This is a genomic window from Candidatus Jordarchaeum sp., from assembly GCF_052745115.1.
Genome location: NZ_JBRAKS010000015.1, coordinates 1 through 24777 on the forward strand (window position 1 = coordinate 1; position 24777 = coordinate 24777).

Consider the following 24777-nt stretch of genomic DNA (forward strand, 5'->3'; position numbering starts at 1 on the left):
TCCTATCTCGCCCATTTTTTTTGCAACTGCTGGATTTTTGAGAATATAAATAACCTGAATTACATAAAATCAGTTTAAGAGCATTTAAAAATTAGATGAAATAATAACATTTAATTATTAGAACTATTGGAAGTACAATCTGTAGTGGATGAGATCTCTCGCATAATCAAAACAGTAATTCGCTATTTCTTCAAAATAAAAGCATATTTTCTCCAAGGAAATGATTAGCCGCTTATCTATATCGTCTTCAATTATCTTTTGTGTAAAGCCATTTTTTAGTTTAGAAAATTCCGTTTTATCTTCCGCTGTTACCAGCTTTTCCTCAGCGTCCTTCTCGAAGTAGGACAGAAATACCTTTTCAGAAATTTTCGCAACACTTTCTCCTATCTTCAAGAACAGCGCGGATATTTCTTCTGGAATTTCGGCTTCGCTTGAAAAAATTATTTTTGTTGTTTCAGATATTCTTACTATGTAATCCGCAATAGTTTCAATTTTTTTCAAAATAACACTCCAGGTAACGCATAGAGCATTATCCTCTATACCAATTCTATTCGCAGCAACCACATTTCGACTGCCAATTATTAGAAGTCTTCTCATCAATAAATATAAATTATCTATCTCTTCATCCTGTGCTATTATATCATCTAATGCTTCAAGATTTCTTTCTTTCAAAGCCTCAATCAAATCTTTAAACATAAAAGAAATGAGTAATCCGAGCCTCATTGCAATCTCTTTTACATTGAAATTAGATTGCTCAAAAAGATTTTTTATCTCAACAACATTAGGCAACTCGGAAACTATCTGGTAACCCGTTAAAACACTTAAGGTACTAGTTATTATCTTTCTTTGAAACGAATTAAGATATTTCCGCTTGGTAATTAATTTAAAATTATCATAACCCATAAGATAATTTCCAATAATAACCGCTTCCAGCTCATCTTTATTTAAATTATCAATTATTACTTCGTTTACTTCCGGAATAACTCCCCGAAGGGAGGCCTTCTGATCAACATAAGATATCTCCAGAGTCCCCTCCGGATGTTTATAAACAGCAAGTTTATCTCCTCTTCTAATTTTATTCTTATCAACCCAATCCTTAGGTAGTGAGATTACGTACGATGATTTACCCAACGTCTGTATTTTCCTAAATTCCAAGTTTTCATCCTTTTCATCCGTTTGCATGCTATTACTTCCTTAATTATAACTAATATTCGCTACGAATTCAAACATATTAATGTAACTTGCCATATTACCTTTTTTCGTCGTTGAATAAAATTTTAACTTACCTTTGTTTAACAGTTAATTTTTATTAATACTCGTTCTAAAAGATATTGCCGTTTAATATTTCTTTGTTGAAAGGATTTTTGTTGGGGGATTTGACTAGTTTAGTTAAATAGGGTTTATTTCTACATATATTTATGTATGAATAATAGAAAAAAATATATATTTATGTATATATATTGAATAAAAACTTGGCTGAGTGAAAAGCTTTGCAGGTCAAATCTTATTTGCAAAATTTTTTGGATAATGATTCTAAAACTCATTATGATAGTACTTATCTCCCTACAATGGAAAGAATCATGATAAAGCGGATAAGAGTGGACCCAAAAAAGGTGAAGCGGTTTAGTCTTAAGGTGGGGGATTCTGAGTACGATATTTACGGCACGCCTAGACATAAGTATGATTGGACTAAAAGTGAAGGGCCAAATTCTGGATGGGCCAATATTGAGGGGTTAGCGCAGAGCATTCGCAGAGATGGTTTAATTCACACGCCTCTGGTTTGCTCCTTCCATAAATTTGGGTACGAGGAGGATCTTATAGCAGTTCAGGGATGGCGGAGAATAAGGGCTTCTATTCTAAACAAATACGATTATATTGAAGTTGATTACACAGATGATTTGTCCCCTATGGAGGCGGAAATTCTTAGTTTTAAGGAGAATTATAATCGGGAGCAACTCTCAGATTCTGAGATTTCATTTTTTCTAAGTAAGATTCGGAAAAGACACCCTGATTGGACTTATGAAAAAATAGGAGAAATTTTTGGTATAGGTGGTGAGAGTCCGGGCAGTAAGAGAAAAGCGGTTGAAAGCTACCTATCACACTTTGACTTCTTAGAAAGGCATGCGAAAGATGTCCAACGGTTGGACATAAGTTTGAAAAAATTAACTAGAAAAATAATCATGCAAATTCGTTCTACAGCAAGAGAAATTGCAGGGGAAGAACTAAGGGAAGATTATGAAACCAAGATTCTAGAAGCGTATTCCGAGACGAAAGGCATTCCCCTAGGTTTGCTCTGTAATACTTTACGATCCGAGCATCGTCGAGGTAATTCCGTTAGCCCTATGGAAGCCGTGGAACTGATACGAAAAAGTGGTGTTTTGCTAAGTGAGGGAAAGAAAGGAAATAAATGTTATGTCAATCTTTTCATTCCCCCTGAAATTGCCAGTGCTCTAAAAAAATACGAGTCGAAAATCACTAAAACCAAAAGAAACCATTTGGGGAAAATAATACTAGACATAGTCCAAAGTTTCTTGAAAAAAGAAGGCTACTACTAAAATATACGCATTCAAAATATTACCACTAATGGATTAAAAAATGCACATTACATCAAGATTAATAACATATCTGATCATTATTTTTTTCTTGCTAGGAATGCTCTGACCCGTTCCTTGTGTTCCTCTGTTTGAAAGCATAAGGTCTGCATAGTCATTTCATAGTCTAATGCTTCCTCCAAACTCATAGTAAATCCCTTGTGTATCGCCTTCTTTGTGGCTCCCAGCGCTCTTGAAGGAAACATCCTTAGTAGGTTAGCGTATTCCTTCACAGTTTTCTCAAGTTCTTCAGCTGGGACAACCTTATTTACTAATCCCAGCTGTTCTGCTTCTTTGGCATCTACTAATCTACCGGAAAAAATGAGTTCTACCGCCTTATGGAAACCCACCAGTCTGGGAAGAAGCCAGCTACCCCCACCATCAGGAATAAGTCCTATAGCTAAGAATATCTGTCCAAAACGTGCATTCTCAGAAGCAATTACAATATCACAGGCCATAGCTACATTACAAGCTCCCCCAGTGGCTACACCATTAACCGCAGCGATTACCGGCTTCTCCATATTCCAAATCTCCCTAATTATGCCCGCCAAATTTTGGTTTAAAGTTCTTCTGAGATCAAAGGGAGGCGCCCTGTGCGCCATTTCCATGTCTCCAATATCTCCCCCAGAGCTGAAAGCTTTACCTACTCCGGTAATAGCCACCACTCTTATGGTATCATCGAAAGCGAGTTTCTTTAAAGTTTGAACCATTTCTACCTGCATTTCAATACGCATGGCGTTCAATTTTCCTGGTTGGTTCATCCTTATCGTCGCCATCCCCTCATCCTTCTCTAAAATAATGTATTTCAAGCTAATTTTAATCACCCCCTTTATTTCCTAAACTTGTAAGTGCAAACATTAACTCTAATATATTCCTCCAAAAAATAGAGGAAAATACTAAACAATTAATTTCGGTAATTTGACTTTAATAATTTCTTCCGCTTCTTTTACTATTCCCTCAACTAAATCTTTTACTCGGGGAATCTCCTTTATCCTGCCTGCAACCTCACCTCCAGGCATCGCCGATTTTTCAACGTCACCAGCTTCTATAGCCTCCAATGATTGAATCTCAAAATTAAATTGCTCTTCCTCTGAAGCCCCCGATTTAGCCAACTCCACCATCTTCAAAACCGCTGGATTCTTAAGATATCTAAGATTTCCAAACAATCCCTTGGCAACCAGAGTATCTCTAGTATCATTAATGTCCCTAATATAATTCTTGTAACTAGACAAAAACTCACTCTCTTGGGTAGCAATAAATCGGGTACCCATCTGGATTCCCACCGCACCCAAAGCCAGCGCCGCAGCTAAAGTTGTTCCATCGCAAAAACCACCTGCACCAACAACTGGTATTTTCACGGAACGAACAACTGCAGGTAATAAAACCATGGTATGAACAGGATCATAAGCAACATGCCCGCCTCCTTCATGTCCCGAGGCTATGACAATGTCGGTGCCCATTTTTTCTACTTTTTGAGCGTGGTAGGGAGATGGTACTACATGGAAATGGAATGCACCTGATTCCTTTATGCTCTCTACGTAAGGCTCGGGGTTGCCCGCAGAGGTAATAACCACCTTGAGTCTTTTGGCAATTTCTGAATCTGTTTCTCTAGCCTCTAGAGCTGCGTTAATAAGTTCACCAGCGACTGATTGAAACTCTACTGCAACAGGCACATTAATACCGAAAATACCCTGAGAATCCTTAGTGAGATTCTTTACTTTATCTATCGATGAAAGCATTTGTTCCCTGGGGGAAAGATTTTCAAATCCGAAAAGGGGCTTAAAACCGAGGGCTACGACACCCATCCCGATACTAGATATAATTCCCAGTCCTCCAGCGTTAGAAACCGCGGCGGATAGCTTCGTAGTGTTATAAGGCCCCATACCAGCCTGTATTATGGGATGTTTTATTTCAAGCATTTCGGTTAGTTTGGTTTTTATCATTTTCTTCCTCCTTGATTACGAGTATTTCATAGGTTGAGGTTCATCTGTTTAAATGTTTTTCCTCATCAAATTCTGTTTGAATACCTTTCAGAACTGGTCAGCAGGATTGTTTAAATAAAATTGGTTTGCTTTTCCTTGTATAAAGTTAAAATATTGGTAACTTCTTGATTTGGTGATTTAGCCGCCTAATGCTGTTTTTGTAATTTTTGAGAATTCTTCCATGTTTGTAGCCGCGATGCACATTTTCTTGACTGCCATTAATGTTTCTAGTTTTGATTCACAGATCTGTGCTGCGTAGGATTTTGCCTCTTCGAGAACCTTATCTGCTGAAACTACCTTGTTGACCAGTCCAATACGTAGGGCTTCATCCACCTCTATTCTTCTTCCGGTAAATGATAGGTCTCTAGCTAAGCCGTCCCCCACAACTGGTTTTAGAAGAGTATACAGTGGTGTAGCTCCAAATTTTATTTCTGGATGTTGGAAGAACGCGGTTTCGGATGCGATTCTGAAGTCACACATTAAGGCTAGGTCCAAGCCTCCGGCTATGGCGGGCCCATTCAGTGCTGCTATTAATGGCTTTGGAAAGGTCATCACGTCCACATGGTATTGCCATGATGCCTCAAAAAATGCTTGCATGTTTTCAGGTGTTAGGCTCATAAATTCGGATGTGTCAAAACCAGCAGAGAAGACAGGCCCTTTTCCCGTTAGTATGACTGCCTTTATTTCATTGTCCTTTGCCAACTGGAGGAGTGTGTCCGTTAACTGTTTTCGAAGATCTACCGAGAGGGCGTTCCTCTTCTTTTCTCGGTTTAGCATCACAATTGCCATGTTTCCTTCTTTTCCGACAATAATTAATTTTTCAGACATTCTTTTCCCTCCGGATTTATTGAACCTCCTTTTATTTATCTATAAATATTAATCTTATCCAAAGAAAATTCTAAATTTGCATTTGAGGATTTACGTCGGTCTATAAAAACTGGGAAAAATGGTTTTTTTGCCAATAAAAGTTATATACTTGACTCTTGCTCCTTAGCAAAGGTTAGATTTGAAGAATGGTGAGAGATTATGGGTAATAAAATAGGAGCTATAGACTGCTGGGCTGGAGTTTTGCCCCCCGAGCAAACAAAAAATTGGCCACCGCAGTTTATACACATATTCAACCGGTATAGAAAGCCAGAAAAAATGTACAAAGGTTTCACACCCGAAGAAATGATTCAGGAAATGGATGAAGCCGGGGTGGAAAAAGTAATCCTATCCGCATTCGTTTACAAGGAAATGAAAGTGGACAACGATTACATAGCAAAAGTCTGCGACCAATTTCCAGACAGATGCATTGGTTGCGGTACAGTTGATCCCCGGGATGGTATGAAAGCTGTCAGAGAAGTGGAGCGAATAGTAAACGACCTACACATGAAAGCCATAAAACTCGAACCCTACGCCTACGGCGACGAAATTGTAGGTTTACCTCCCAACCATAAATATTACTACCCGATTTATGCAAAGTGTGTGGAGTTAGACATTCCGGTCACCATTCAGATAGGTCACACTGGACCACTCTTACCGTCAGAATGCGCTAGACCCATCTACCTTGATGAAGTTGCCCTATTCTTTCCCGAACTAAGAATAATAGGTGGGCATCTCGGACAGCCTTGGCACGAGGAGATGATGATCCTTGCATGGAAGTTTCCAAATGTTTACGTAGACAGCTCTGCCCGAGCTCCAAAGTACTGGCCGGAATCATTCAAACTGTACGCCGCAACTTGGGGTCAGGACAATGTCCTCTGGGGCACAGATTATCCGCTTCTAACATTTAAGAGGTGTATTGACGAAATCGAACAACTCGGATTAAGCGAGCAGGCCAAAAGAAAAATACTGAGAGACAATGCAATTAAAGTCTTCAAACTATAAAAACGAAAAATCTTCGTAGAAAAAATACTCCCCATTTACACTCTTTTAAACCAAAACTTCATACATAGTAAATAAAAAATAGAAAAGAAAAAAATCAAACCCAGCCAGACTCAACCTTTTTTAGCCTCTTCTCTTAAAGCCCTTTTCAAAGGTTTGCCGATAGAACTCATTGGAAGCTCCTTTCTAAATTCTACCAGCTTTGGCACCTTGTAAGCTGCGAGTTTCTGTTTACAGTATTCAATGATCTCTTTTTCCTCAACTTTTCCCTCATACTCGGGTCTCAGGACAATGTATGCTTTTATTAGTTCGCTTCCCGGTCTTTTCGGATCCGGTACCCCCACAGCTGCGGCCAGCATTACAGAAGGAATTTCGTAAAGAACATCGTCGACTTCTCTTCCACCAACGTGAAAACCGGATACGTTGATCATATCCTTTTTGCGATCCACTATGTAGAAATAACCGTCCTCATCCATTTTTGAAATATCCCCAGTGTAGAGCCAACCACCTCTTATAGTATCCGCGGTTTCCTGTGGCATGTTTAAATAACCCTTGAAAACTTGTGGTCCTCGAATTATAAGTTCACCAGGCTCACCCACAGGCATCTCTTCCACTCCCTCCACTACATCTACTATCTTAGCCTCAGTGTCCGTCAAAGGCAAACCAATGCTTCCAATCTTACGTTTACCTCCCCAAGGATTACACAAACCAATTGGAGAAGCTTCAGTAATTCCGTAAACATCGACAAGCCTAGAGCCAGTCTTAGTCTCCCACTCCTTAATCAACTCCGGGGGAAGCGCAACAGAACCGGAAATACAATACTTAAGCGAACTCAAATCCGCCTCCTCAAATTTCGGATGATTCAACAAACCAGTAAAGATTGCTGGAACCCCCGCGAACAAATCGACTTTATATTTACCAAAATTCCTCAACATAGCTTCGTAATCTCTGGGATTAGGCAGGCAAACATACGCCGCCAGATTAATAAACACAAGATGGAACGCTCCATTTCCACCTGCATGAAAAGGTGGATACATTGTTTGGAACACTGTTTTGCCTTTTTCAAAGTAGGCTTGGGTCCAGAGCTGGTGCTGGATTGTGTTTGCTACGATGTTGTAGTGTGTGAGTATTGCTCCTTTTGGTACTCCTGTTGTTCCTCCGGTGAAGTAGATTGCGGCGGGGTCTTCTCTTGGGTTTATTTTGATTTTGGGCGGTTTTGGCGGGCTGTTTTCTACTAATTCCTTGAAGTGGATTGCTTCTGTTTTTGGAACCTGTACGGGTTGAGGATTATCTCCGTACTCGGTGGTGTTTGTCATGATGACTTTTTTAATTGTAGTTTTGTCGAGTATTTCTTTTACTATGGAGTAAAAAAAGTCGAAGGTGATTATTGTTTCTATTTTGCAGTTGTTTATTTGTCTTTTCAGTTCTTCTCCAGTGTATAGTGGGCTGATTATTGCTGGAACTCCCCCCGCTTTTTGAATGCCATAGTAACTGATGAACCATTGTGGAAGACTTATAAGATGTATTCCAACGTTATCCCCCTTTTTTATCCCAAGTTTTGCTAAGGCTGCGGCGAATCTATCACTGAGCTGGTTAATGTCTTTGTACTTGTACTTTTTTTCTTGGTAGAGAAGCATCACAGCGTCTAGGGGGTCTTTGGCTGCTTGTTCCAAGAGTTTGAAGTCTGGTATTTCTGGGTATTCGGCGTGTTCCGGTACACCCGGCTCGTAGTTCTTGAGCCAAGGCTTATCTTTATAGGTTACATTTTTACTCATTTCTACCACCCTGCTATAAAAGTCTTTTATGAAATAGTTTCTTACTATTTATACCTTTTGAAGTGGTCGGTTTATAATTTAAAGACGACCTCGATAAAACTCGGATTTATCTATGTAAAGACTCCTACACCTTTTGACTTATTTTTTAGAAACGCTTAAAGTTATATATTAGTTTCAAAATGTAAAACAAGTTAAAAATTAAAAATTGGTGGTGTATTTTGGATAGTAAAATTGGAGCAATAGATGTTTGGGCCGGTGTTGGTAAAATCAAAGGAAAATGGCCACCCGAGTTCACTCACATTTTTGATCGATACAAGGCATCCCATAAAATCTTGGAGGGTGTTGACCCTGAGATAATAATTCAAGAGATGGACGAGGCTGGCGTAGATAAACTGATTGCTTCCGCATTTCAATATAAGGGTGTTGGAATGACCAATGATGAGACTGCAAAGATTTGCGATAAATTTCCAGATCGGTTTGTGGGATGTGGCACGGTTGATCCCCGTGAAGGTATGAAGGCTGTTAGGGAAGTAGAGCGAATAGTAAACGACCTGCACATGAAAGCTATTAAATTGGAGCCTTATCAATATGCAGATGGTATTGTAGGTCTCCCTCCGAATCATAAATATTACTATCCGATTTATGCGAAGTGTGTCGAGTTGGATATTCCGGTCACCATTCAGATAGGTCACACCGGGCCCCTTTTGCCCTCGGAGTGTGCACGCCCCATATATCTTGATGAGGTTGCCCTGTTTTTCCCAGAGTTGAGAATAATTGGTGGACATCTTGGTCAGCCTTGGCATGAGGAGATGATGATTCTTGCATGGAAATTTCCAAACGTTTACGTAGACACCTCTGCTCGCGCCCCAAAATTCTGGCCAAATTCGTTTAAACAATTCGTAGCCACATGGGGTCAAGACTGTGTTATGTGGGGAACAGATTATCCTCTTCTAGAATTCAAGAGATGTCTTGACGAAATCGAGCAAATGGGTTTGAGTTATGAAGCTAAGAAAAAACTTCTGAGAGATAACGCAATTAAAGTATTCAAACTCTAGAAAAGAAGTTTTTAAATAATAATCGCTTTTATTTTTTCCACTAAAAACTCATTCACCATGAAAAAGAAAATAAAAAGGAAAGTTTTCAGAATTAAAAACTCAATTTTTAGCTTCCTCTCTTAAAGCCCTTTTCAAGATTTTGCCTATAGAACTCGTTGGGAGCTCCTTTCTGAATTCCACAATCTTAGGCACTTTATAAGGCGCAAGTTTTTCCTTACAATAACTGATTATCTCTGTTTCCGTAACTTTTCCCTCATACTCTGGTTTCAGTACAATGTATACTTTAACCAATTCGCTTCCTGGCTTTTCTGGATTTGGTACTCCTACCGCTGCGGCAAACTCAACTGATGGAATTTCTTGAAGAACATCGTCAATCTCTTTCCCAAAAACATGGTAACCAGATACATTTATCATATCCTTTTTGCGGTCAACAAGATAGAAGTAGCCATCCTCATCCATTTTTACGATATCTCCAGTATAGAGCCACCCCTCTCTTAGGGTTTTTGCGGTCTCATCTGGCATATTTAGATAGCCCTTAAAAATTTGCGGTCCTCTAATTACGAGTTCCCCGGTTCCTCCCACAGGCACCTCTTCCAATCCTGTCGCCAAGTCAACGACTTTAGCCTCAGTATCCGGTAGAGGTAAACCAACACTTCCATTCTTCCGAATGCCACCCCAAGGATTAGACATAGCCATAGGAGACGCTTCGGTAATTCCGTAAGGCAAGATAACTTTGGAGCCAGTCTTAGTTTCCCACTCCTTAACCAACTCAGGGGGTGGCGCTGCAGCACCGCAGACACAGATTTTGAGTGAACTGAAATCCGTTTTTTCAAAGTCTGGATGACTCAGAAAACCCATAAAAGTGGCTGGAACTCCGGCAAATATATTGACCTTGTATTTACCAAAATTTTTTAACATAACATCAAGATCCCGAGGATTCGGTATACAAACTGATGCTCCCTGATTAGTAATTACAAGATGTAACGTACTAAGTCCTCCAGTATGAAAGTTAGGAAACATTGACTGTATTACTGTTTCTCCTTTTTCCCAGTACTCTTGGGTCCACAGTTTGAATTGTATTGCGTTAGCCACAATATTGTAGTGGGTGAGTATTGCTCCTTTTGGTACTCCTGTTGTTCCTCCGGTGAAGTAGATTGCCGCAGGGTCTTCTCTTGGATTTATTTTGATTTTGGGCGGTTTTGGCGGGCTGGTTTCTACTAATTCCTTGAAGTGAATTGCTTCTGTTTTTGGAACCTGTACGGGTTGAGGATTATCTCCGTATTCAGTGGAGTTGGTGATAATGAGGTTTTTAATAGTGGTTTGGTTAATTACCTGTTTTAACACCGGGTAAAAGAAATCAAAGGTGATTATTGTTTCTATTTTGCAGCTATTTATTTGCCTTTTTAGTTCCTCCCCCGTGTATAATGGGCTAATTGATACTGGGACTCCTCCCGATTTCTGAATGCCGAAATAACTGATACACCATTGGGGGAAATTTAAAAGGTGTAATCCCACAGCATCCCCTTTTTTCAATCCCAGCTCCGCTAAGCCGGTAGCGAATCGGTTATATAGCTCATTAATCTCCTTATACTTGAATTTTCTATTCTGGTATATGAGCATCGTAGCATCCGCTGAATCTTTAGCTGCTTGTTCCAAGAGTTTGAAGTCTGGTATTTCTGGGTATTCGGCGTGTTCCGGTACACCTGGGTCGTAGTTTTTAAGCCAAGGCTTATCTTTATAGGTTACATTTTTACTCATTTTTACCACCCTGCTATAAGATTGTTATAACATATATTAGTATTAAATATTCTTTCTGAAATTGCTGTAGGAGAATTTTAAAAGCCAAATTTATTATTATCTAGTTCTAAAACAAAAGCACTACAAGAAAAGTCAATTTTTATAGAAATAAAGTTATATACTAGTTCCAAAAAGTGAAACAAATTAAAAATTTGAAAATAGGCATAATTTGGTTTTAAGAGGCTTTTTAATAAAATTTAAAGCTGCCCTTAAGTTTAAAGGTCAAAAGAGACTTTGGATGATTCCACTACTTAACACTTCCATGTTTTAAAAAAGAAAAGGAGTGTTCGTGTATATGGAAGGTACTATGCGGGCTGCAAGGTTCTACAAGACTGGTGAACCTCTGGTGATTGAAGAATTACCTATTCCTAAAATTGATGTAGGAGAGGTATTGATAAAGGTAAAAGCTTGCGGAATCTGCGGAACAGATGTCCACATTGCACGTGATGGCACCATTCCGACTGCAAAAACTCCAATCACTCTTGGTCATGAAATAGCCGGAGTTATTGAAGAAGTGGGAGCAAGCGTGGTAGGGTGGAATGTTGGGGATAAAATTCTGGTAATTTCTTCTATTACCTGTGGGTCATGTTATGCTTGTAGAAGTGGTCACGAGGGTCTTTGTATCAATGCTCGGATACTGGGTCTCCACGTAGATGGTGGTTTATCAGAGTACTTGAAAATGCCTGCATCATGTCTCACAAAAATACCTGATGGGATCCCCTTCGAACAGGCTGCCATTATTGGTGACGCTGTTGCAACCCCATATCATGCAATAATTACTCGAGGAAATTTGAAACTGGGCGAAAGCGTTGCAATTTTTGGATGTGGAGGATTAGGATCACATGGAATACAGATAGCAAAACTGGCGGGGGCTGCAAAAATAATTGCCATTGATGTTTCAGACGCAATCCTTGAAAGGTCTAAGAAACTCGGAGCCGACTTTACCATCAATTCTGCTAAAGAAAAAACGGGTAAAAGGATTAGCGAGATCACTGGCGGAAAGGGAGTAGATCTAGCGTTAGAATTCGTAGGAACAGCGGTAACAATAGATCGAGCGGTCAAAAGCATTCGAAAAGGAGGAAGAGCAGTTATTGTAGGAATTGGACCAGAAAAGATTGAATTGGTTTCGCCTTACATATTTGTTTACTGTGAAGATCAGGTTTTGGGTTCGTTCGGAAGCACTAAAGAGGAAATCGACCGGATATTGGAGCTAATTAAAATGAAGAGGCTTGATCTTTCGCAGTCCATAAGTCAAATACTAAAACTTGAACAGGTAAATGAAGGACTCGAAAAATTGGAGAAAAAGATAGGCAACCCGATCAGAATTGTAATTCAAATCTAGATATGTAACCCAAATTAATACCTGAAAAGGAGAAAAGAAAATCATCTAGAAATATAAAATGAAATTGGAGGGTTTAAGCTGTCTGAAGATATAGAAGACATTTTTAAAACGGAACCATACGAAGGAGAAAGCAAAGTTCTCCCATTAGAGGAAGCAATAAAACGGTACATCCACCCTAAAATGTTTCTACACGTATCTACTAATAGGAGTTCATTTAGTGCTCTCGCCGAAATATGTAGACAGTTTAGAGGTCAAAATCCGCAGTTTGAAATAATTTGTTTAGGCAGCGCGTTGCAGATTCAGATACTTGCAGCGTCGAATCTCATAAAAAAACTGATAGCCAGTTATATGGGTAATGTTTTTCCTTCTCCCTCTCCCTCAAGGGCTTTTCAAAGAGCTATCGATAAGGGTATGGAGGTTGAGCATTGGTCAATGCTTTCCATAGTACTAAAACTGTTAGCGGGAGCTATGGATATCAAATTTATACCCACAAAGTCATTAATGGGCTCAACAATGGAAAGGGAACTAAAAACCGACTTTCTAGTTATTGATGATCCCTTTGGAAGTGGGGAAAAAGTGGGTTTGATGAAAGCGGTCAAACCAGACTTGTCCATATTACACGCATGGTGCGCCGACCCGAATGGGAACACTATAATAGGATTACCAATGAGTGAAAAAGCCTACGGTGCTTACGCCAGCCGGAACGGGGCCCTAGTAACAGTGGAGAAGATTGTTTCAACAGACTTCATTAGAAAAAACGCCCCAATGGTAGACATTCCGGGACACTTTGTAAAAGCTGTTTGTGAAACCCCTTTTGGAGCCCATCCCTTCTCCTTCTATGGACCTGATGGTTCAAGCTATTATCAGGATATTCCTTTCAACGTTGAATTAAACAAGGCTAGTAAAAAAGAAGAGACGATGCAACAGTGGATAAAGGAGTGGGTTTACGATGTGGGAGACTTTCAAGGATATTTGAATAAACTAGGATTCGAGAGACTTATGATCCTCAGGGGGAGAGGTAACCCTGATTCTTGGAAGCAACTACTCCCCCATACTCTGCGGAATATGCCTAGTCTTGAAAGTTTTACCGAAGAGGAACAAGCCATTGTAACAGCTTCTAGGGAATTAGTTGAAACAATAAAGAGGAATGAATACCAGATTCTACTTGCTGGAATTGGTATAGCAAACTTGACTGCATGGCTAGCTATCCATAATCTCAGAGCTGAGAATATTCGGGTGGATCTGCTCGTGGAGTGGGGCATGTTTGGCTATCTCCCTAAACCAACGGATCCCTTCATCTTCACTATGGCGAATATACCAACATGTAAGATGATAACCGATTTAGTGGGTTCAATCGGAATAAATGTAAATTACCCGAAATCCATAGCGGTTCTCTCCGCTGGACAGGTGGATAAGTACGGAAACATTAACTCTACTAGAACCGATGGAATGACGCTAGTAGGAAGTGGAGGTGCCAATGACATCGTTGCTAGAGCAAAGGAGACTATGGTAATAATGGTGCAAAACAGAGAACGCCTAGTGGAGAAAGTACCATACATAACATGTCCTGGAGAGAGAGTTAGCAAAGTCGTAACTTCACAGGCGTTGTTTGAAAAGGAAAATGGAACTATGGTTTTGAAAAAATACTTGCCTCAAAAAGGGCTTTCAGAAAGTGAAATAATCAAGAAAATAGATGAGAACACTGGATGGAAAATTGTGTTGGCTGACCACCTAGAAAAAATGGAACCACCAACCACAGAGGAATTGAAACTGTTAAGAATCTTTGACCCCGAACGATACTTCCTCGGCTTCCTCCAAGACCGATAAAAAGATTATTAAAGTAGAATACTGAATTTACGAAAATTCAATTCGAAAAAAGGTAAAATTTACCATCAATATAGATTAAGATAATCACATATTTAATGAAAAATAATCCAAAGGAGGTATAATCTTTTGGTAGTGGAAGAAGAGAAAAAACTAAAAACAATAATCGTGCAAAAAGACCCTCCAGTCGGTAGAATAATCCTGAACCGCCCAGAAAAACTGAACGCCATTAACATGGATCTACTAGTCGAAATAGAAGAAACTCTAAAAGAATTCCAAAAAGATAACGAAATAAAGGTAATAGTCATCAAATCAGCAACAGAAAGGGCTTTCAGCGCCGGGACCGATATCGACTTTGTCAGCCTACCTGACGAAATTTGGAAACAAAGGGAGATCCCAAAACAACTACACAAAACCTTCCTAGCTTGCAGAACCTGTGAAAGACCAATCATATGCGCCGTCGATGGCCACTGCTTAGGAGCAGGACTAGAACTAGCAATCTCATGCGACTTCATAATAGCCACCAACCGGGCCAGATTTGGTCTTCCAAACATAAAAGTTGGGATTCCCGCCATAGTTGAAGCAGCGATATTAGTTCAAGCAATAGGAATAATGGGAGCCAGAGAAATGGCCCTTACAGGAAAATCCTGGAACGCTGAGAAGGCGGAACAACGTGGATTAGTTAACGCGGTGGTTCCCCCAGAAGAACTCGATAATGAAGTTCAACGATGGATAGACATACTCACAAGATACAGCAATACTGTTTTCGCAACCCAGAAAGACATCATCCACAAATGGATGACCACAGACTTAGACACCGCAATTGACTACTCCATAAACACAGTACTCATAAACTTCACAACCTTCGACACCAGAGAAGGAATGGCCGCATTCCAAGAAAAAAGAAAAGCAGAGTTCAAGGAAAAATAAACTTCCAAATAAAACTGTTGGGTGCAAAAAATGGGTTTACCAGAAAAAGTAGGAATAGTAGGAACGGCACAAACAAAATACGGAATAACAAAAAATAAAACAATCCCAGAACTTGCATACGAAGCGGTTACCAAGATTCTAGAGAACACAGGATTAACCATACACGACATTGAAAACACGATAAGCTCCTCAGTAGATCTATGGGACGGAGCCACTGCCTCGGGTGCTTTTCTTACTGAGGTGGTTGGGGGTGTTATGGGTTCTGAGACTAGGGTTGCTGATGATGGTATTTTGGCGGCTTTTCATGCGGTTCTGAATATTTTGTCGGGTAATTTTGATGTGGTTATGGTTGTAGCTCACTGTTTTGGTTCTAGGGGGGCCCACTATGACATTACTAACTGGGTTTTCGATCCTGTTTATCAGCAGATGTTGGGATTAGATTATCTTTCATCCGCTGGTTTGCAAGCTAGTTGGTATATGAGTAAATACGGTTTGAGTGAGGAGCAGTTTGCAAAGGTGTCGGTTAAGAATCATAAAAACGCTTTTAATAATCCGTATGCATATCAACCAATGAATCTAAACGTGGAGGATGTTCTCAACTCCGAAATGTGGTCTTACCCGATAAAGTCTCTCGACGCGGCTCCAGTCTCAGATGGAGCATGTGCCTTAATTTTAGCGTCGGAGGAAAGAGCTAAGAAAATTGCTCGAGAGAAGGGTAGGGAACCCATTTGGATTAAGGGTTTGGGTAACTGTTATGATTCTCACTATCTGGGTGACCGGGACCTTATAGAATGTTCGGCGTTAACTATTGCTGCTAAGAAGGCATACGAACTGGCGGGTATTAATAATCCCTTAAAGGATATTGATGTTGCAGAAATTTCTGAGCCTTTTTCCTTTCAGGAGCTTTTGTGGTTGGAGGGGCTTGGTTTTTGTGATAGGGGAGATGCGGGTAGACTTATTGATGAGGGTGTAACTGAGATGAGTGGTGAGTTGCCTGTTAATCCCTCGGGTGGAATGCTTGCGGGGAACCCTTTCATTGTGGCGGGTTTAACTAGGCTTGTTGAGGCTGTAGAGCAATGCTGGGGTGAAGCGGGTAATCGACAGATATCTGATGTTGAAACAGCACTAGCACATGGAACAACTGGCCCCTGTGGGCAAATGCATTGCGTGGTTATTGTTGGTAGATGATTTAGGAGGTGTAGCTTTATGAAGAGGAATGCGGCTATTATTGGAACCGGTCAAACTAAGCATCAGAGTAAAAGGAACGATGCTAACCAGGCGGAAATGGTTTTTGAAGCGGCGAGTAGGGCTTTAGAAGACGCTCAATTGGAAATGAAGGATATTGACTCCGTGATAACGGATAATATGGAGTTGTTTGAGGGAAGAGCACTTCCGGATATGTGGGTTGCTGAGGGGGCTGGTGCATATATGAAACATCAGTTGAAAATTGCTACTGGAGGAACGTCAGGTTCTTCGGCTGTTATTGCTGGATACTATACGGCGGCCTCGGGGCTCTTCGACCTGGTTATGGTGGTGGGATTCGAAAAGCACTCTGATGGTCACACCTTTGCTGGTATGGCTCTTGCGGATCCTTTTTGGGATAGACCAGTGGCCTCCGCTGCACCGGGAAATTTTGCTTTATCCATTACCGAGTATATGGCTTCTAGGGGTGTTACACAGGAGCAGGCTGCGAAGGTTGCTGTTAAGGCGAGGAAGAATGCGCTGAACAATCCTTATGCTCATCTGCATATTCCGGACATCTCTGTGGAGAAGGTTTTGAACTCTAGATTGATTGCGTACCCTATTCATCTGTTTGATATGTGTCCCCAATCAGATGGTGCCTGTGCAATTATTTATGCTTCTGAGAAGAAGGCTAAGGAACTTTGTGAGAATCCTGCGTGGGTTAAGGCTGCTGTTACACGACACGATACCCCGTATTTGGGTGATCATATCGATAGGATGGCCAAAATAAGAACGATTCGTGAATGTTCTAAGATAATCTATGAGAAGTGTGGTATAACGAATCCTTTGAAACAGTTTGATGTAGCGGAGATTTATGAGCCGGTTTCTTATGCGGAGTTGGCATGGTATGAGGCTATGGGATTCTGTGAGGAGGGGGAGGCTGGCATGCTTATCGATGAGGGGGTAACGTCAATGGATGGGGAGCTTCCTGTGAATCCCTCCGGTGGGGTTCTCTCCACCAATCCTGTAGGAGCTTCAGGCGTCATCAGGGCTGCAGAAGGTGCCTTGCAGATTCATGGAAAAGGCGGTAAAAGACAGGTTCCTGATGTTGAAACCGTTTTGGTACACGGCTACGGCGTGTACACTTGGTGTGACATGTTGGTTTTATCGCGTCACTTGTAAAAAGGAGGTAAAGAATAATGTCTGAGGGTGAAAAAAGGGAAGAGGAAAAAGAAGAGGAAGGACTTCTTAGGGTTTCCATAAATATGGATCTTGAGTACCGCTGGTCTGGAGGTAGTTATTATACTAAGTTTTATAGGGCTTGGAAAGAGGAGAGAAAGATTTTAGGATCTAAATGTTCGGGCTGTGGTCGAGTTTATCTGCCTCCTAGACTTATCTGTAGTGAATGCTATAAGAAGATAGATGAGTGGGCTGAGATAAGCGATAAGGGAACTGTTAGAGCGTATACGGTGGTTTATCAGCCATTTGTTGATCCTAGAACCGGAAAACCGAGGCAAGTTCCCTATGGAATGGCTCTTATTCAATTGGATGGTGCGGACACCACAATCAACTATTTTTTGGAAGAAAACGATTTGAGTAGAATGAGAATCGGTATGAGAGTTCAGGCGGTGTGGAGAGATGAGATTGAGGGGAACATTACGGATATTATGTTTTTTAGAACTATTGAGGAGTGAGGTTGTATGACTAAGAAGGAAGAAGAGGCTGTTATATTATCCACCAGGATTGTGCTGCCTTTCAGTTACAGCGTAGGTCGTACTGCTAGCAGGTTTTTCATCGAGCTCAGAGATAACAAAAGAATAATGGGAACTAAGTGTCCTAATTGTGGTCGCGTTCTTATGCCTCCGCGTAGGTACTGTGGGAAATGTCTAACAGAGGCTGGTAAATGGGTGGAAGTGGGCGACAAGGGCACCCTAGTAGCTTACACTGTTTTGTACCGTTCGAGTTCTAATCTTCCCAAGAAACCACCGTTTGCTTATGGAATTATTAAACTCGATGGGGCGGATACCAATTTGGTTCACATTCTTGGAGAGGTGGATTTGGATAAGATTAAACCCGGTATGCGGGTGCAAGCCGTTTTCAAGGATCAGCGAGAGGGAAATATTCTGGATATTGATCACTTTAAGCCAATTTAAAATGGGATGTGATTCAGATGAGTATAATCTATCAAAAGAAGAATAGAATAGCCCTAATTACTATAAATCGCCCTGAAGTTCGAAACGCCCTAGATCCTGAGGCTATTGTAGCACTAAACAATGCTTGGATAGATTTCAGAGATGATCCAAACCTTTGGGTTGCTATCATAACAGGCGCGGGAGACAAAGCCTTCTCCGCGGGAGCTGATGTTAGAAAAATTGGCGAGTTTTACTCCAAATTTAGTTCAGCGGAACGTTTGGAAATGGCGGAAAAGGAGCCCGGATTAGGAGGAATCACTAGAAACCTGGAGATATGGAAACCCATAATCGCCGCAATAAACGGATACTGTCTGGCTGGAGGAATGGAAATAGCTCTCTCCTGCGATATCAGAATAGCCTCAGAAAACGCAGTTTTCGGTTTAACCGAGGCACAATTAGGAATAATGCCCGGAGCCGGAGGAACACAAAGGTTACCCCGACTAATAGGTCCGACAAAAGCCCTTGAAATGATGCTACTGGCAAAGAGGATAAACGCTCAGGAAGCACTCCAGATAGGTCTTGTTAACAAAGTTGTACCTCTGCCCGAATTAATGTCCACCGCAATGGAAACAGCTCAAACAATTTGTGAGAGGGGTCCACTAGCAGTTAGAGCAATTAAGAAAGCGGTTCTTAGAGGCTTGGAAATGTCCTTAAGGGAAGGGCTTCTCTTGGAACAATACTTAGCAGAGCCCCTACGACAAAGCGAGGACGCAAAAGAAGGAATAAGAGCGTTTATCGAAAAACGCAAACCGGATTTCAAAGGAAAATAGTTTAAGTGAAATTAGGTGTTTGAGAATGGAGAAGCTAATAATTTGTGTCGCATTGACTGGAAACTTCCACACGAAGGCCGATAATCCTAATCTTCCAGAGAAACCAGAGGAGATAATTAAGCAGGCATACGAATGCTGGGAAGCGGGGGCTTCAATTGTACACGTTCACGCAAGAGATGAACAAAACAGACCCACCACGGAGGTAGCAGTTTTCGGAAAAATAATCGAAGGGATCAAAGAGAAGTGCGACGCTATCATATGCGTTTCCACCGGTGGCGCAGCAACCATACCCCTTGAGAAGAGACTGGAACTGATACCCACCTTCAAACCCGAATTAGCATCCTTCAGCGTCGGCGCAGGAGTAACCGGAAGATATGATTTCAAAGAGCGAAAATGGGTAAGAGACTTCATCTTAAAGCAAAACTACTCCGAATTAGAGTACATATCTCGAACAATGCTTGAAAACGGAACCAAACCCGAACTGGAAATATACGACACCGGCTTCATAAACAACGTCATGCTCTTAAAAGAAATTGGAGCGCTTAAAGAACCCTTACACTTCAACTTCGTAATGGGAATTCCGGGTCAATGCATTCTTCCCACACCCAAGAACCTACTGCACCTGGTGGAGAGCATTCCCCCAAACTCCACTTGGCAGGCAGCAGGAATGGGAAGACACGCCTTTCCCATAGCCGCAGTCACCATAGTCCTAGGAGGCCACGTAAGAGTAGGCATGGAGGACAGCATCTACATTTCAAAGAGTGAACTGGCAAAAAGCAACGCTCAATTCGTGGAAAAAGTTGTGAGAATGTCTGACGACATCGGGAGAGAAATAGCAACCCCAAAAGAAGCAAGAAAAATACTAAACATAACAAGCTAAAAAAATCTAAAAAAGAAAATCTAAAAAAGAAAGAGATTAGGCGATAAATTTCGGTAACCGATCTCGAATTATATCTTCCGCTTCCTTAACAATTCGTTCCATAAGTTCCTTCACAGTTGGAATATCCGAAATCCTACCCGCCACTTCGCCCCCAGCCATACCCGAATTCTCTATATCGCCTTTATCGATTGCCGCAAATCCCGCCATCTCCAGATTGAAAAGATCCGTTTCCGAAGCACCCTCCTGCTCCGCCTGCCAAAGCCTCTGCGCACCCGGATTCTTCATGTACCTAATTTTTCCAAAAAGCCCCTTAGCCAAAATAGTATCCCTCACATCCTTAATGTTCACAACATAATCCTTGTAAGGCTGATGGAAATCACTCTCCTTAGTAGCAATAAAACGAGTACCCATCTGCACCCCCACAGCACCCAAAGCCAGAGCCGCCGCAAGCGTCGACCCATCGGAAATGCCTCCCGCAGCAACAACCGGAATTTTAACCGCCTTCACCACTTCCGGAAGCAAAACCATAGTATGCACAGGCTCATGGGCAACATGACCCCCGCCCTCATGACCAGAAGCTATTACCACATCGGTGCCAAAGCCTTCTACTTTTTTTGCATGGTAGGGTGAGGGACAAACATGGAAGTGGTATGCTCCTGATTCTTTTATGCTCTCAACGAAGGGTTCCGGATTTCCAGCAGATGTTACTATGACTTTCATTCTTTTTTTAACTTCGTTGTCGGTTTCTCTAGCTTCCAGCCCCGCTTCTATCAACTCTCTGGAAATAGATTGGAACTCTACGGCTACCGGCACATTTATTCCAAATACGCCTCCAGACTCCTTAGTCATGTTTTTTACGGTTTCGATTGAGCGTAGCATCTGCTTCCTCGGGGTTTTTTCAGTGAATCCGAAAAGCGGTTTTTCCATAAAAGCAAGGTAACCCATTCCAATACCTGATATTAGTCCCAGTCCACCAGAGTTTGCAACGGCTGCTGCAAGATTTGTGGTATTATGGGGTCCCATTCCAGCCTGTATTATGGGGTATTTTATTTCCAGCATTTCGGTTAGTTTTGTTTTGATCATGTTCTTCCTTCCTTTTAGAGGTATTACTTTTTATTTAGGTATAAAACTCATAAATAGTTTATTTGAGTCTTTGTGCCATTTGATGATCGGGATTAGTAATATGAGTTGAATTTTAGGTTTTGACTTTTTTTGGTTTGATTTGTAATGAAAGCTACTAAATGAATGGTACATTCAGATTCTGTGTTATTTTAGGTTTTGGTGTTTTCTCGTTTTAAACGTCTGGTGTATCTGGTGAGGTCGAACTCCTTTCCGAATAGTTCCCTGGCTACAATTAGTTTCTGGATTTGAGGGGTTGCGTCTCCTATTTGCCATCCTAGAACGTCTCTGAATCTCTTTTCTAAGGGGAGTTCTGTGCTGTATCCGATGTGGCCGTGGAGAACTATGCAATCCCATATTATGTCTGAGCATAGTTTTGGCACCCACCATTTAACCATAGCTCCTTCTTTAGCGTTTATGAGGCCTTTTTCTTCCAGCCATAATACCTTGTAGCAGAGTAATCTCGCGGCTTCAATAAATGTTGCCGCTTCCACTATTGGGAATGAGACTCCTTCAAACATTGCAATGGGCAGATTGTAGGCCTCACGTTTCTTAACATATTCTATGGTTTCGTCGAGGGATTGTTGTGCTGCCCCGAGGCACATGAGTCCGATGAAGGCTTTGTTGATGTTGAGATAGCTTAGGATTGATGTGAGACCTCTATGTAGTTGGCCGATCATGTTTTCCTTGGGAACTCGGACATTGTTTAGGGTTAGGGTTCCGCGGGGATTTCCGCGGTTGCCTAAATCGTCGTAGACCTTCATGGATAGTCCGGGGGATTCTGCATCGACTAGAAATCCTGTTATGCCCCATAGTCCCTCTTTTACTGGTGTTTTTGCAAAAATATAGAACATATCTGTGGCGGTCATATTGGTTATGGATGTTTTAACCCCGTTGATTATATAATCGTCTCCGTCTGGTACGGCTGTTGTGGTTAGGGAACCGATGTCGGAGCCTCCACTTTTGGGTTCGGTCATGCAAAGTCCCACGATTTGTTCGCCACTGTAAAAAAAATCTGGGTACTTCTGTTTGACTTCTTCTGATGCGTCCTTGAAGAAATATTTCAGGGTTCCGAAAGCATATAGGAATAGTAGTGTGCAGTTGAAGTCTGCTCTCCCTACTTCTTCTATTCCTATCCCTAGACTGATAAGGTCAAGTGGGTTTTCTTTTCCATATCCGAGCTTCTTTCTTAGTTGTACCATCTTTTCTAATTGTTCGTAGGGGAACTCCGCATTCTTGTCGTAATAAGAAGCCTTTGGTGCTAGCTCGGTGAGAGCAAAATCTCTAATTATCTTTCTAAATTTATCTTGTTCCTCAGTAAAAGTATAATCTAACATTTTTTACACCAAACTAATAATATATTCTTGTTAACATTTTTCATGACTAAATCGAAGGATTATCCGTTTGTAAAAATCTATATGCTTGATAAATATTTCTACTATATGCGATTAACCTTTATCGGCTGAAGCCTGTGGTTGCTTTCATTAAATTTTAGTAATTTGTTTCCGCTAGTTTTATTTAATCCTGGGGATTATTCCCCCCTTAATTTTTTCTTGAATATTTTACCCATCGATGTTTTTGGAATATTATCCCTGAACTCAATAATCCTTGGATACTTCAGGCCTCCCAATTTTTCTTTTGCCCACTCTATTATTTCCTGTTCGGTGACTTTGCCCTTACGGTCTTCTTTGAGAACAATGAAAGCTTTAATGTTATCTCCCGCTTCGGGATCTGGTACACCGATAACTGCACACTCCAAAACTGCGGGGTGTTCGAAGAGTTTGAATTCGATTTCATCTGGATGAATTGTGTGGCCCTTATACTTGATTATGTCCTTAAGTCTTCCAGTAATGTAAACGTATCCATCCGAATCCATTTTACCCAAGTCTCCTGAGTGTAGCCATCCCTCCTTCAGAATTTTACTAGTCAATTCAGGAGCGTTCCAGTAGCCCTTCATCACTTGGGGACCCTTCCAACAGACTTCTCCGATTTCTCCGATTTTAACTTCTTTACCAGTATCTATATTGACAATCTTGCAATCCGTGTCCTGTATAGGGATTCCTACACTATCAGACTTTACTAATATGGGGCCCCAGAAAGGGTTTACACAAACAGCCGAACTGGTTTCTGTGAGACCATAGCCTTGTGTCACCTTTATTCCTGTTAACTCCTCAAACTTGTGCTCAATTTCCGGGGGAATAGGGGCGGAACCTGAAAGTATATTTCCAAGTGAGGTTAAATTGTATTTGTCCACTTCTTCGTAGTTTGCGAGCCAAATTATCAGGGTGGGTATTCCTGGAAAATCTGTTATTTTATATTCCTCAACTAATTCGCAGACTTGCTTGAGGTCGAAGCGATCGTGAAGCACAATCATCATGCCCATGTACATGGAGAGCATAGTCATCATGTAACCGTACATGTGACATATGGGAATAACAATCAGCATGGATCTTCTTCCCATTTCCGATGGCAATAAATCGGGATAAAAGCCGTAGAGCCAGTATGCATACTGAAGCGTATTTGAAAGAACGTTATAGTGGGTCAGCATGACCCCCTTGGGGCGCCCAGTAGTTCCACTGGTATAAATTAAGACCGCTAAATCCTCTTTGGGGTCAACCTGTTTTTCGGGAGGGTTCGGTTTAAATTCTTTAACAAACTCCCAAAAGTTGACTGTGTTGGGAGCCTTTGGTTCTTCTCCGAATATTATAACGTTCTTGAGTTCCTTAATATTCTCAACACGAGGATATAACCACTCATGAACAAATATGGTATCTATTATTCCCGAATTTTGAACTATGTACTCGGCATCCTCCGCTGTAAGCATTGGTGGTATAGGTGTAAACGCCGCTCCAGTCTTAAGTATCCCAAACATAGAAAAAACATATTCAGGTCTATTTGGCGTCATGATGGCCACAGATTTGCCTTTTCCAACTCCAAAACGCTCCGAAAGTCCAGCGGCAAGTTTATCTGAAACATATTTGAGTTCAGAGTAGGTGTATTTCTTATCATCAGGAACATAGTTTACGAACACGTTATTCCTAAACCTGCCAGCCACCTGATCAATCACTTCCCCAAGAGGTACAACCGGATAATTTAGTGTTTTAGGGACACCCTTAGGCAATAAATGTTCCCAAGGTCTACCTGGTCTAACCCATGGACTCTCATTTTTACCCTTAATTAAGGGCAGCAAAATTTCTTTACCATAGATATCAATATATTTTTCCAAAAAATGACCTCCAACACTCTAGTTAGATTAGAAATTTAAACCATATTCTAAATCATATAACCTTTAGATACCTACTCTCTTAGTATAAAAATTATTTGCTTGTTACTTCTGGTGCAGGAAAATGAAGATAGAAGAGAACACGTGTCACAGCTTTTAAATTAGCTGTCCAATTTTTGGCCATCCAAAATTAGGAATCTTGCATTAAAACCTATTTTTCGCAGATTCTGCGAGGTTATTCTTATGGTT

At 41.0% G+C, this 24777-nt stretch carries 21 protein-coding genes; 12 read left to right on the plus strand and 9 right to left on the minus strand.

Annotated features, from left to right (window positions below):
- Positions 1-123: 123 nt before the first annotated feature.
- Positions 124-1182, minus strand: a complete 1059-nt coding sequence (locus ACUVXA_RS02405) for a PhoU domain-containing protein (protein ID WP_445869634.1) — start codon at positions 1180-1182, stop codon at positions 124-126.
- Between the two features lie 398 nt (positions 1183-1580).
- Between ACUVXA_RS02405 and ACUVXA_RS02410 the strand changes: the two genes are divergently transcribed.
- Entirely contained in the window at positions 1581-2555 is a 975-nt protein-coding gene (locus tag ACUVXA_RS02410) for a ParB/RepB/Spo0J family partition protein (RefSeq protein WP_445869635.1), read from the plus strand.
- Between the two features lie 77 nt (positions 2556-2632).
- On the opposite strand, the gene ACUVXA_RS02415 is transcribed toward ACUVXA_RS02410, so the two are convergent.
- The 3 genes from ACUVXA_RS02415 to ACUVXA_RS02425 form a co-directional block, all read right to left on the minus strand.
- The gene (locus ACUVXA_RS02415; RefSeq protein WP_445869636.1) at positions 2633-3400 is read right to left on the minus strand and encodes an enoyl-CoA hydratase/isomerase family protein; all 768 of its coding nucleotides are present in this window, start codon (positions 3398-3400) and stop codon (positions 2633-2635) included.
- A gap of 87 nt (positions 3401-3487) precedes the next feature.
- A complete protein-coding gene (locus ACUVXA_RS02420) occupies positions 3488-4534 on the minus strand; it encodes an NAD(P)H-dependent flavin oxidoreductase (RefSeq protein ID WP_445869637.1) in 1047 nt (348 codons plus the stop codon).
- Positions 4535-4711: 177 nt separating this feature from the next.
- Positions 4712-5401: an enoyl-CoA hydratase/isomerase family protein gene (locus ACUVXA_RS02425; RefSeq protein ID WP_445869638.1), complete on the minus strand. Its 690-nt coding sequence runs from the start codon at positions 5399-5401 to the stop codon at positions 4712-4714.
- A gap of 198 nt (positions 5402-5599) precedes the next feature.
- Between ACUVXA_RS02425 and ACUVXA_RS02430 the strand changes: the two genes are divergently transcribed.
- Positions 5600-6442 carry an amidohydrolase family protein gene (locus ACUVXA_RS02430; protein WP_445869639.1) on the plus strand — a complete coding sequence of 281 codons (843 nt, stop codon included), beginning with the start codon at positions 5600-5602 and terminating at the stop codon, positions 6440-6442.
- A gap of 110 nt (positions 6443-6552) precedes the next feature.
- Here the strand turns inward: ACUVXA_RS02430 and ACUVXA_RS02435 are convergent, their stop codons facing one another.
- Positions 6553-8214, minus strand: a complete 1662-nt coding sequence (locus tag ACUVXA_RS02435) for a long-chain-fatty-acid--CoA ligase (RefSeq protein WP_445869640.1) — start codon at positions 8212-8214, stop codon at positions 6553-6555.
- 218 nt (positions 8215-8432) lie between these two features.
- Here ACUVXA_RS02435 and ACUVXA_RS02440 point away from each other — a divergent pair, with 218 nt between their 5' ends.
- Entirely contained in the window at positions 8433-9269 is an 837-nt protein-coding gene (locus ACUVXA_RS02440) for an amidohydrolase family protein (RefSeq protein WP_445869641.1), read from the plus strand.
- A 99-nt stretch (positions 9270-9368) separates the two neighbouring features.
- Here the strand turns inward: ACUVXA_RS02440 and ACUVXA_RS02445 are convergent, their stop codons facing one another.
- A complete protein-coding gene (locus ACUVXA_RS02445) occupies positions 9369-11027 on the minus strand; it encodes a long-chain-fatty-acid--CoA ligase (protein WP_445869642.1) in 1659 nt (552 codons plus the stop codon).
- 334 nt (positions 11028-11361) lie between these two features.
- On the opposite strand from ACUVXA_RS02445, the gene ACUVXA_RS02450 reads away from it, so the two are divergent.
- From ACUVXA_RS02450 to ACUVXA_RS02490, 9 genes are all read left to right on the plus strand, one after another.
- Positions 11362-12408: a zinc-binding dehydrogenase gene (locus tag ACUVXA_RS02450; RefSeq protein ID WP_445869652.1), complete on the plus strand. Its 1047-nt coding sequence runs from the start codon at positions 11362-11364 to the stop codon at positions 12406-12408.
- Between the two features lie 156 nt (positions 12409-12564).
- Positions 12565-14235 (plus strand): CoA-transferase, encoded by a 1671-nt coding sequence (locus ACUVXA_RS02455; RefSeq protein WP_445869653.1) that lies wholly within the window; start codon positions 12565-12567, stop codon positions 14233-14235.
- Positions 14236-14367: 132 nt separating this feature from the next.
- The gene (locus ACUVXA_RS02460) at positions 14368-15162 is read left to right on the plus strand and encodes an enoyl-CoA hydratase/isomerase family protein (RefSeq protein WP_445869654.1); all 795 of its coding nucleotides are present in this window, start codon (positions 14368-14370) and stop codon (positions 15160-15162) included.
- Positions 15163-15192: 30 nt separating this feature from the next.
- On the plus strand, positions 15193-16350 hold the full coding sequence (locus ACUVXA_RS02465) for a thiolase family protein (RefSeq protein ID WP_445869643.1): 1158 nt from the start codon (positions 15193-15195) through the stop codon (positions 16348-16350).
- 18 nt (positions 16351-16368) lie between these two features.
- Positions 16369-17526 carry a thiolase C-terminal domain-containing protein gene (locus ACUVXA_RS02470; RefSeq protein WP_445869644.1) on the plus strand — a complete coding sequence of 386 codons (1158 nt, stop codon included), beginning with the start codon at positions 16369-16371 and terminating at the stop codon, positions 17524-17526.
- Positions 17527-17543: 17 nt separating this feature from the next.
- A complete protein-coding gene (locus tag ACUVXA_RS02475; RefSeq protein ID WP_445869645.1) occupies positions 17544-18038 on the plus strand; it encodes a Zn-ribbon domain-containing OB-fold protein in 495 nt (164 codons plus the stop codon).
- A 6-nt stretch (positions 18039-18044) separates the two neighbouring features.
- Complete coding sequence (locus tag ACUVXA_RS02480) at positions 18045-18497, plus strand: Zn-ribbon domain-containing OB-fold protein (RefSeq protein ID WP_445869646.1); 453 nt, start codon at positions 18045-18047, stop codon at positions 18495-18497.
- Positions 18498-18514: 17 nt separating this feature from the next.
- Positions 18515-19306 carry an enoyl-CoA hydratase/isomerase family protein gene (locus ACUVXA_RS02485; RefSeq protein ID WP_445869647.1) on the plus strand — a complete coding sequence of 264 codons (792 nt, stop codon included), beginning with the start codon at positions 18515-18517 and terminating at the stop codon, positions 19304-19306.
- A gap of 25 nt (positions 19307-19331) precedes the next feature.
- Positions 19332-20186: a 3-keto-5-aminohexanoate cleavage protein gene (locus tag ACUVXA_RS02490; RefSeq protein ID WP_445869648.1), complete on the plus strand. Its 855-nt coding sequence runs from the start codon at positions 19332-19334 to the stop codon at positions 20184-20186.
- 36 nt (positions 20187-20222) lie between these two features.
- On the opposite strand, the gene ACUVXA_RS02495 is transcribed toward ACUVXA_RS02490, so the two are convergent.
- From ACUVXA_RS02495 to ACUVXA_RS02505, 3 genes are all read right to left on the minus strand, one after another.
- Positions 20223-21269: an NAD(P)H-dependent flavin oxidoreductase gene (locus tag ACUVXA_RS02495; RefSeq protein ID WP_445869649.1), complete on the minus strand. Its 1047-nt coding sequence runs from the start codon at positions 21267-21269 to the stop codon at positions 20223-20225.
- A 188-nt stretch (positions 21270-21457) separates the two neighbouring features.
- Positions 21458-22642, minus strand: coding sequence for an acyl-CoA dehydrogenase family protein (locus ACUVXA_RS02500; protein ID WP_445869650.1), 1185 nt, complete (start codon positions 22640-22642; stop codon positions 21458-21460).
- A 194-nt stretch (positions 22643-22836) separates the two neighbouring features.
- Positions 22837-24531 (minus strand): AMP-binding protein, encoded by a 1695-nt coding sequence (locus tag ACUVXA_RS02505; protein WP_445869651.1) that lies wholly within the window; start codon positions 24529-24531, stop codon positions 22837-22839.
- Between the last annotated feature and the right edge of the window lie 246 nt (positions 24532-24777).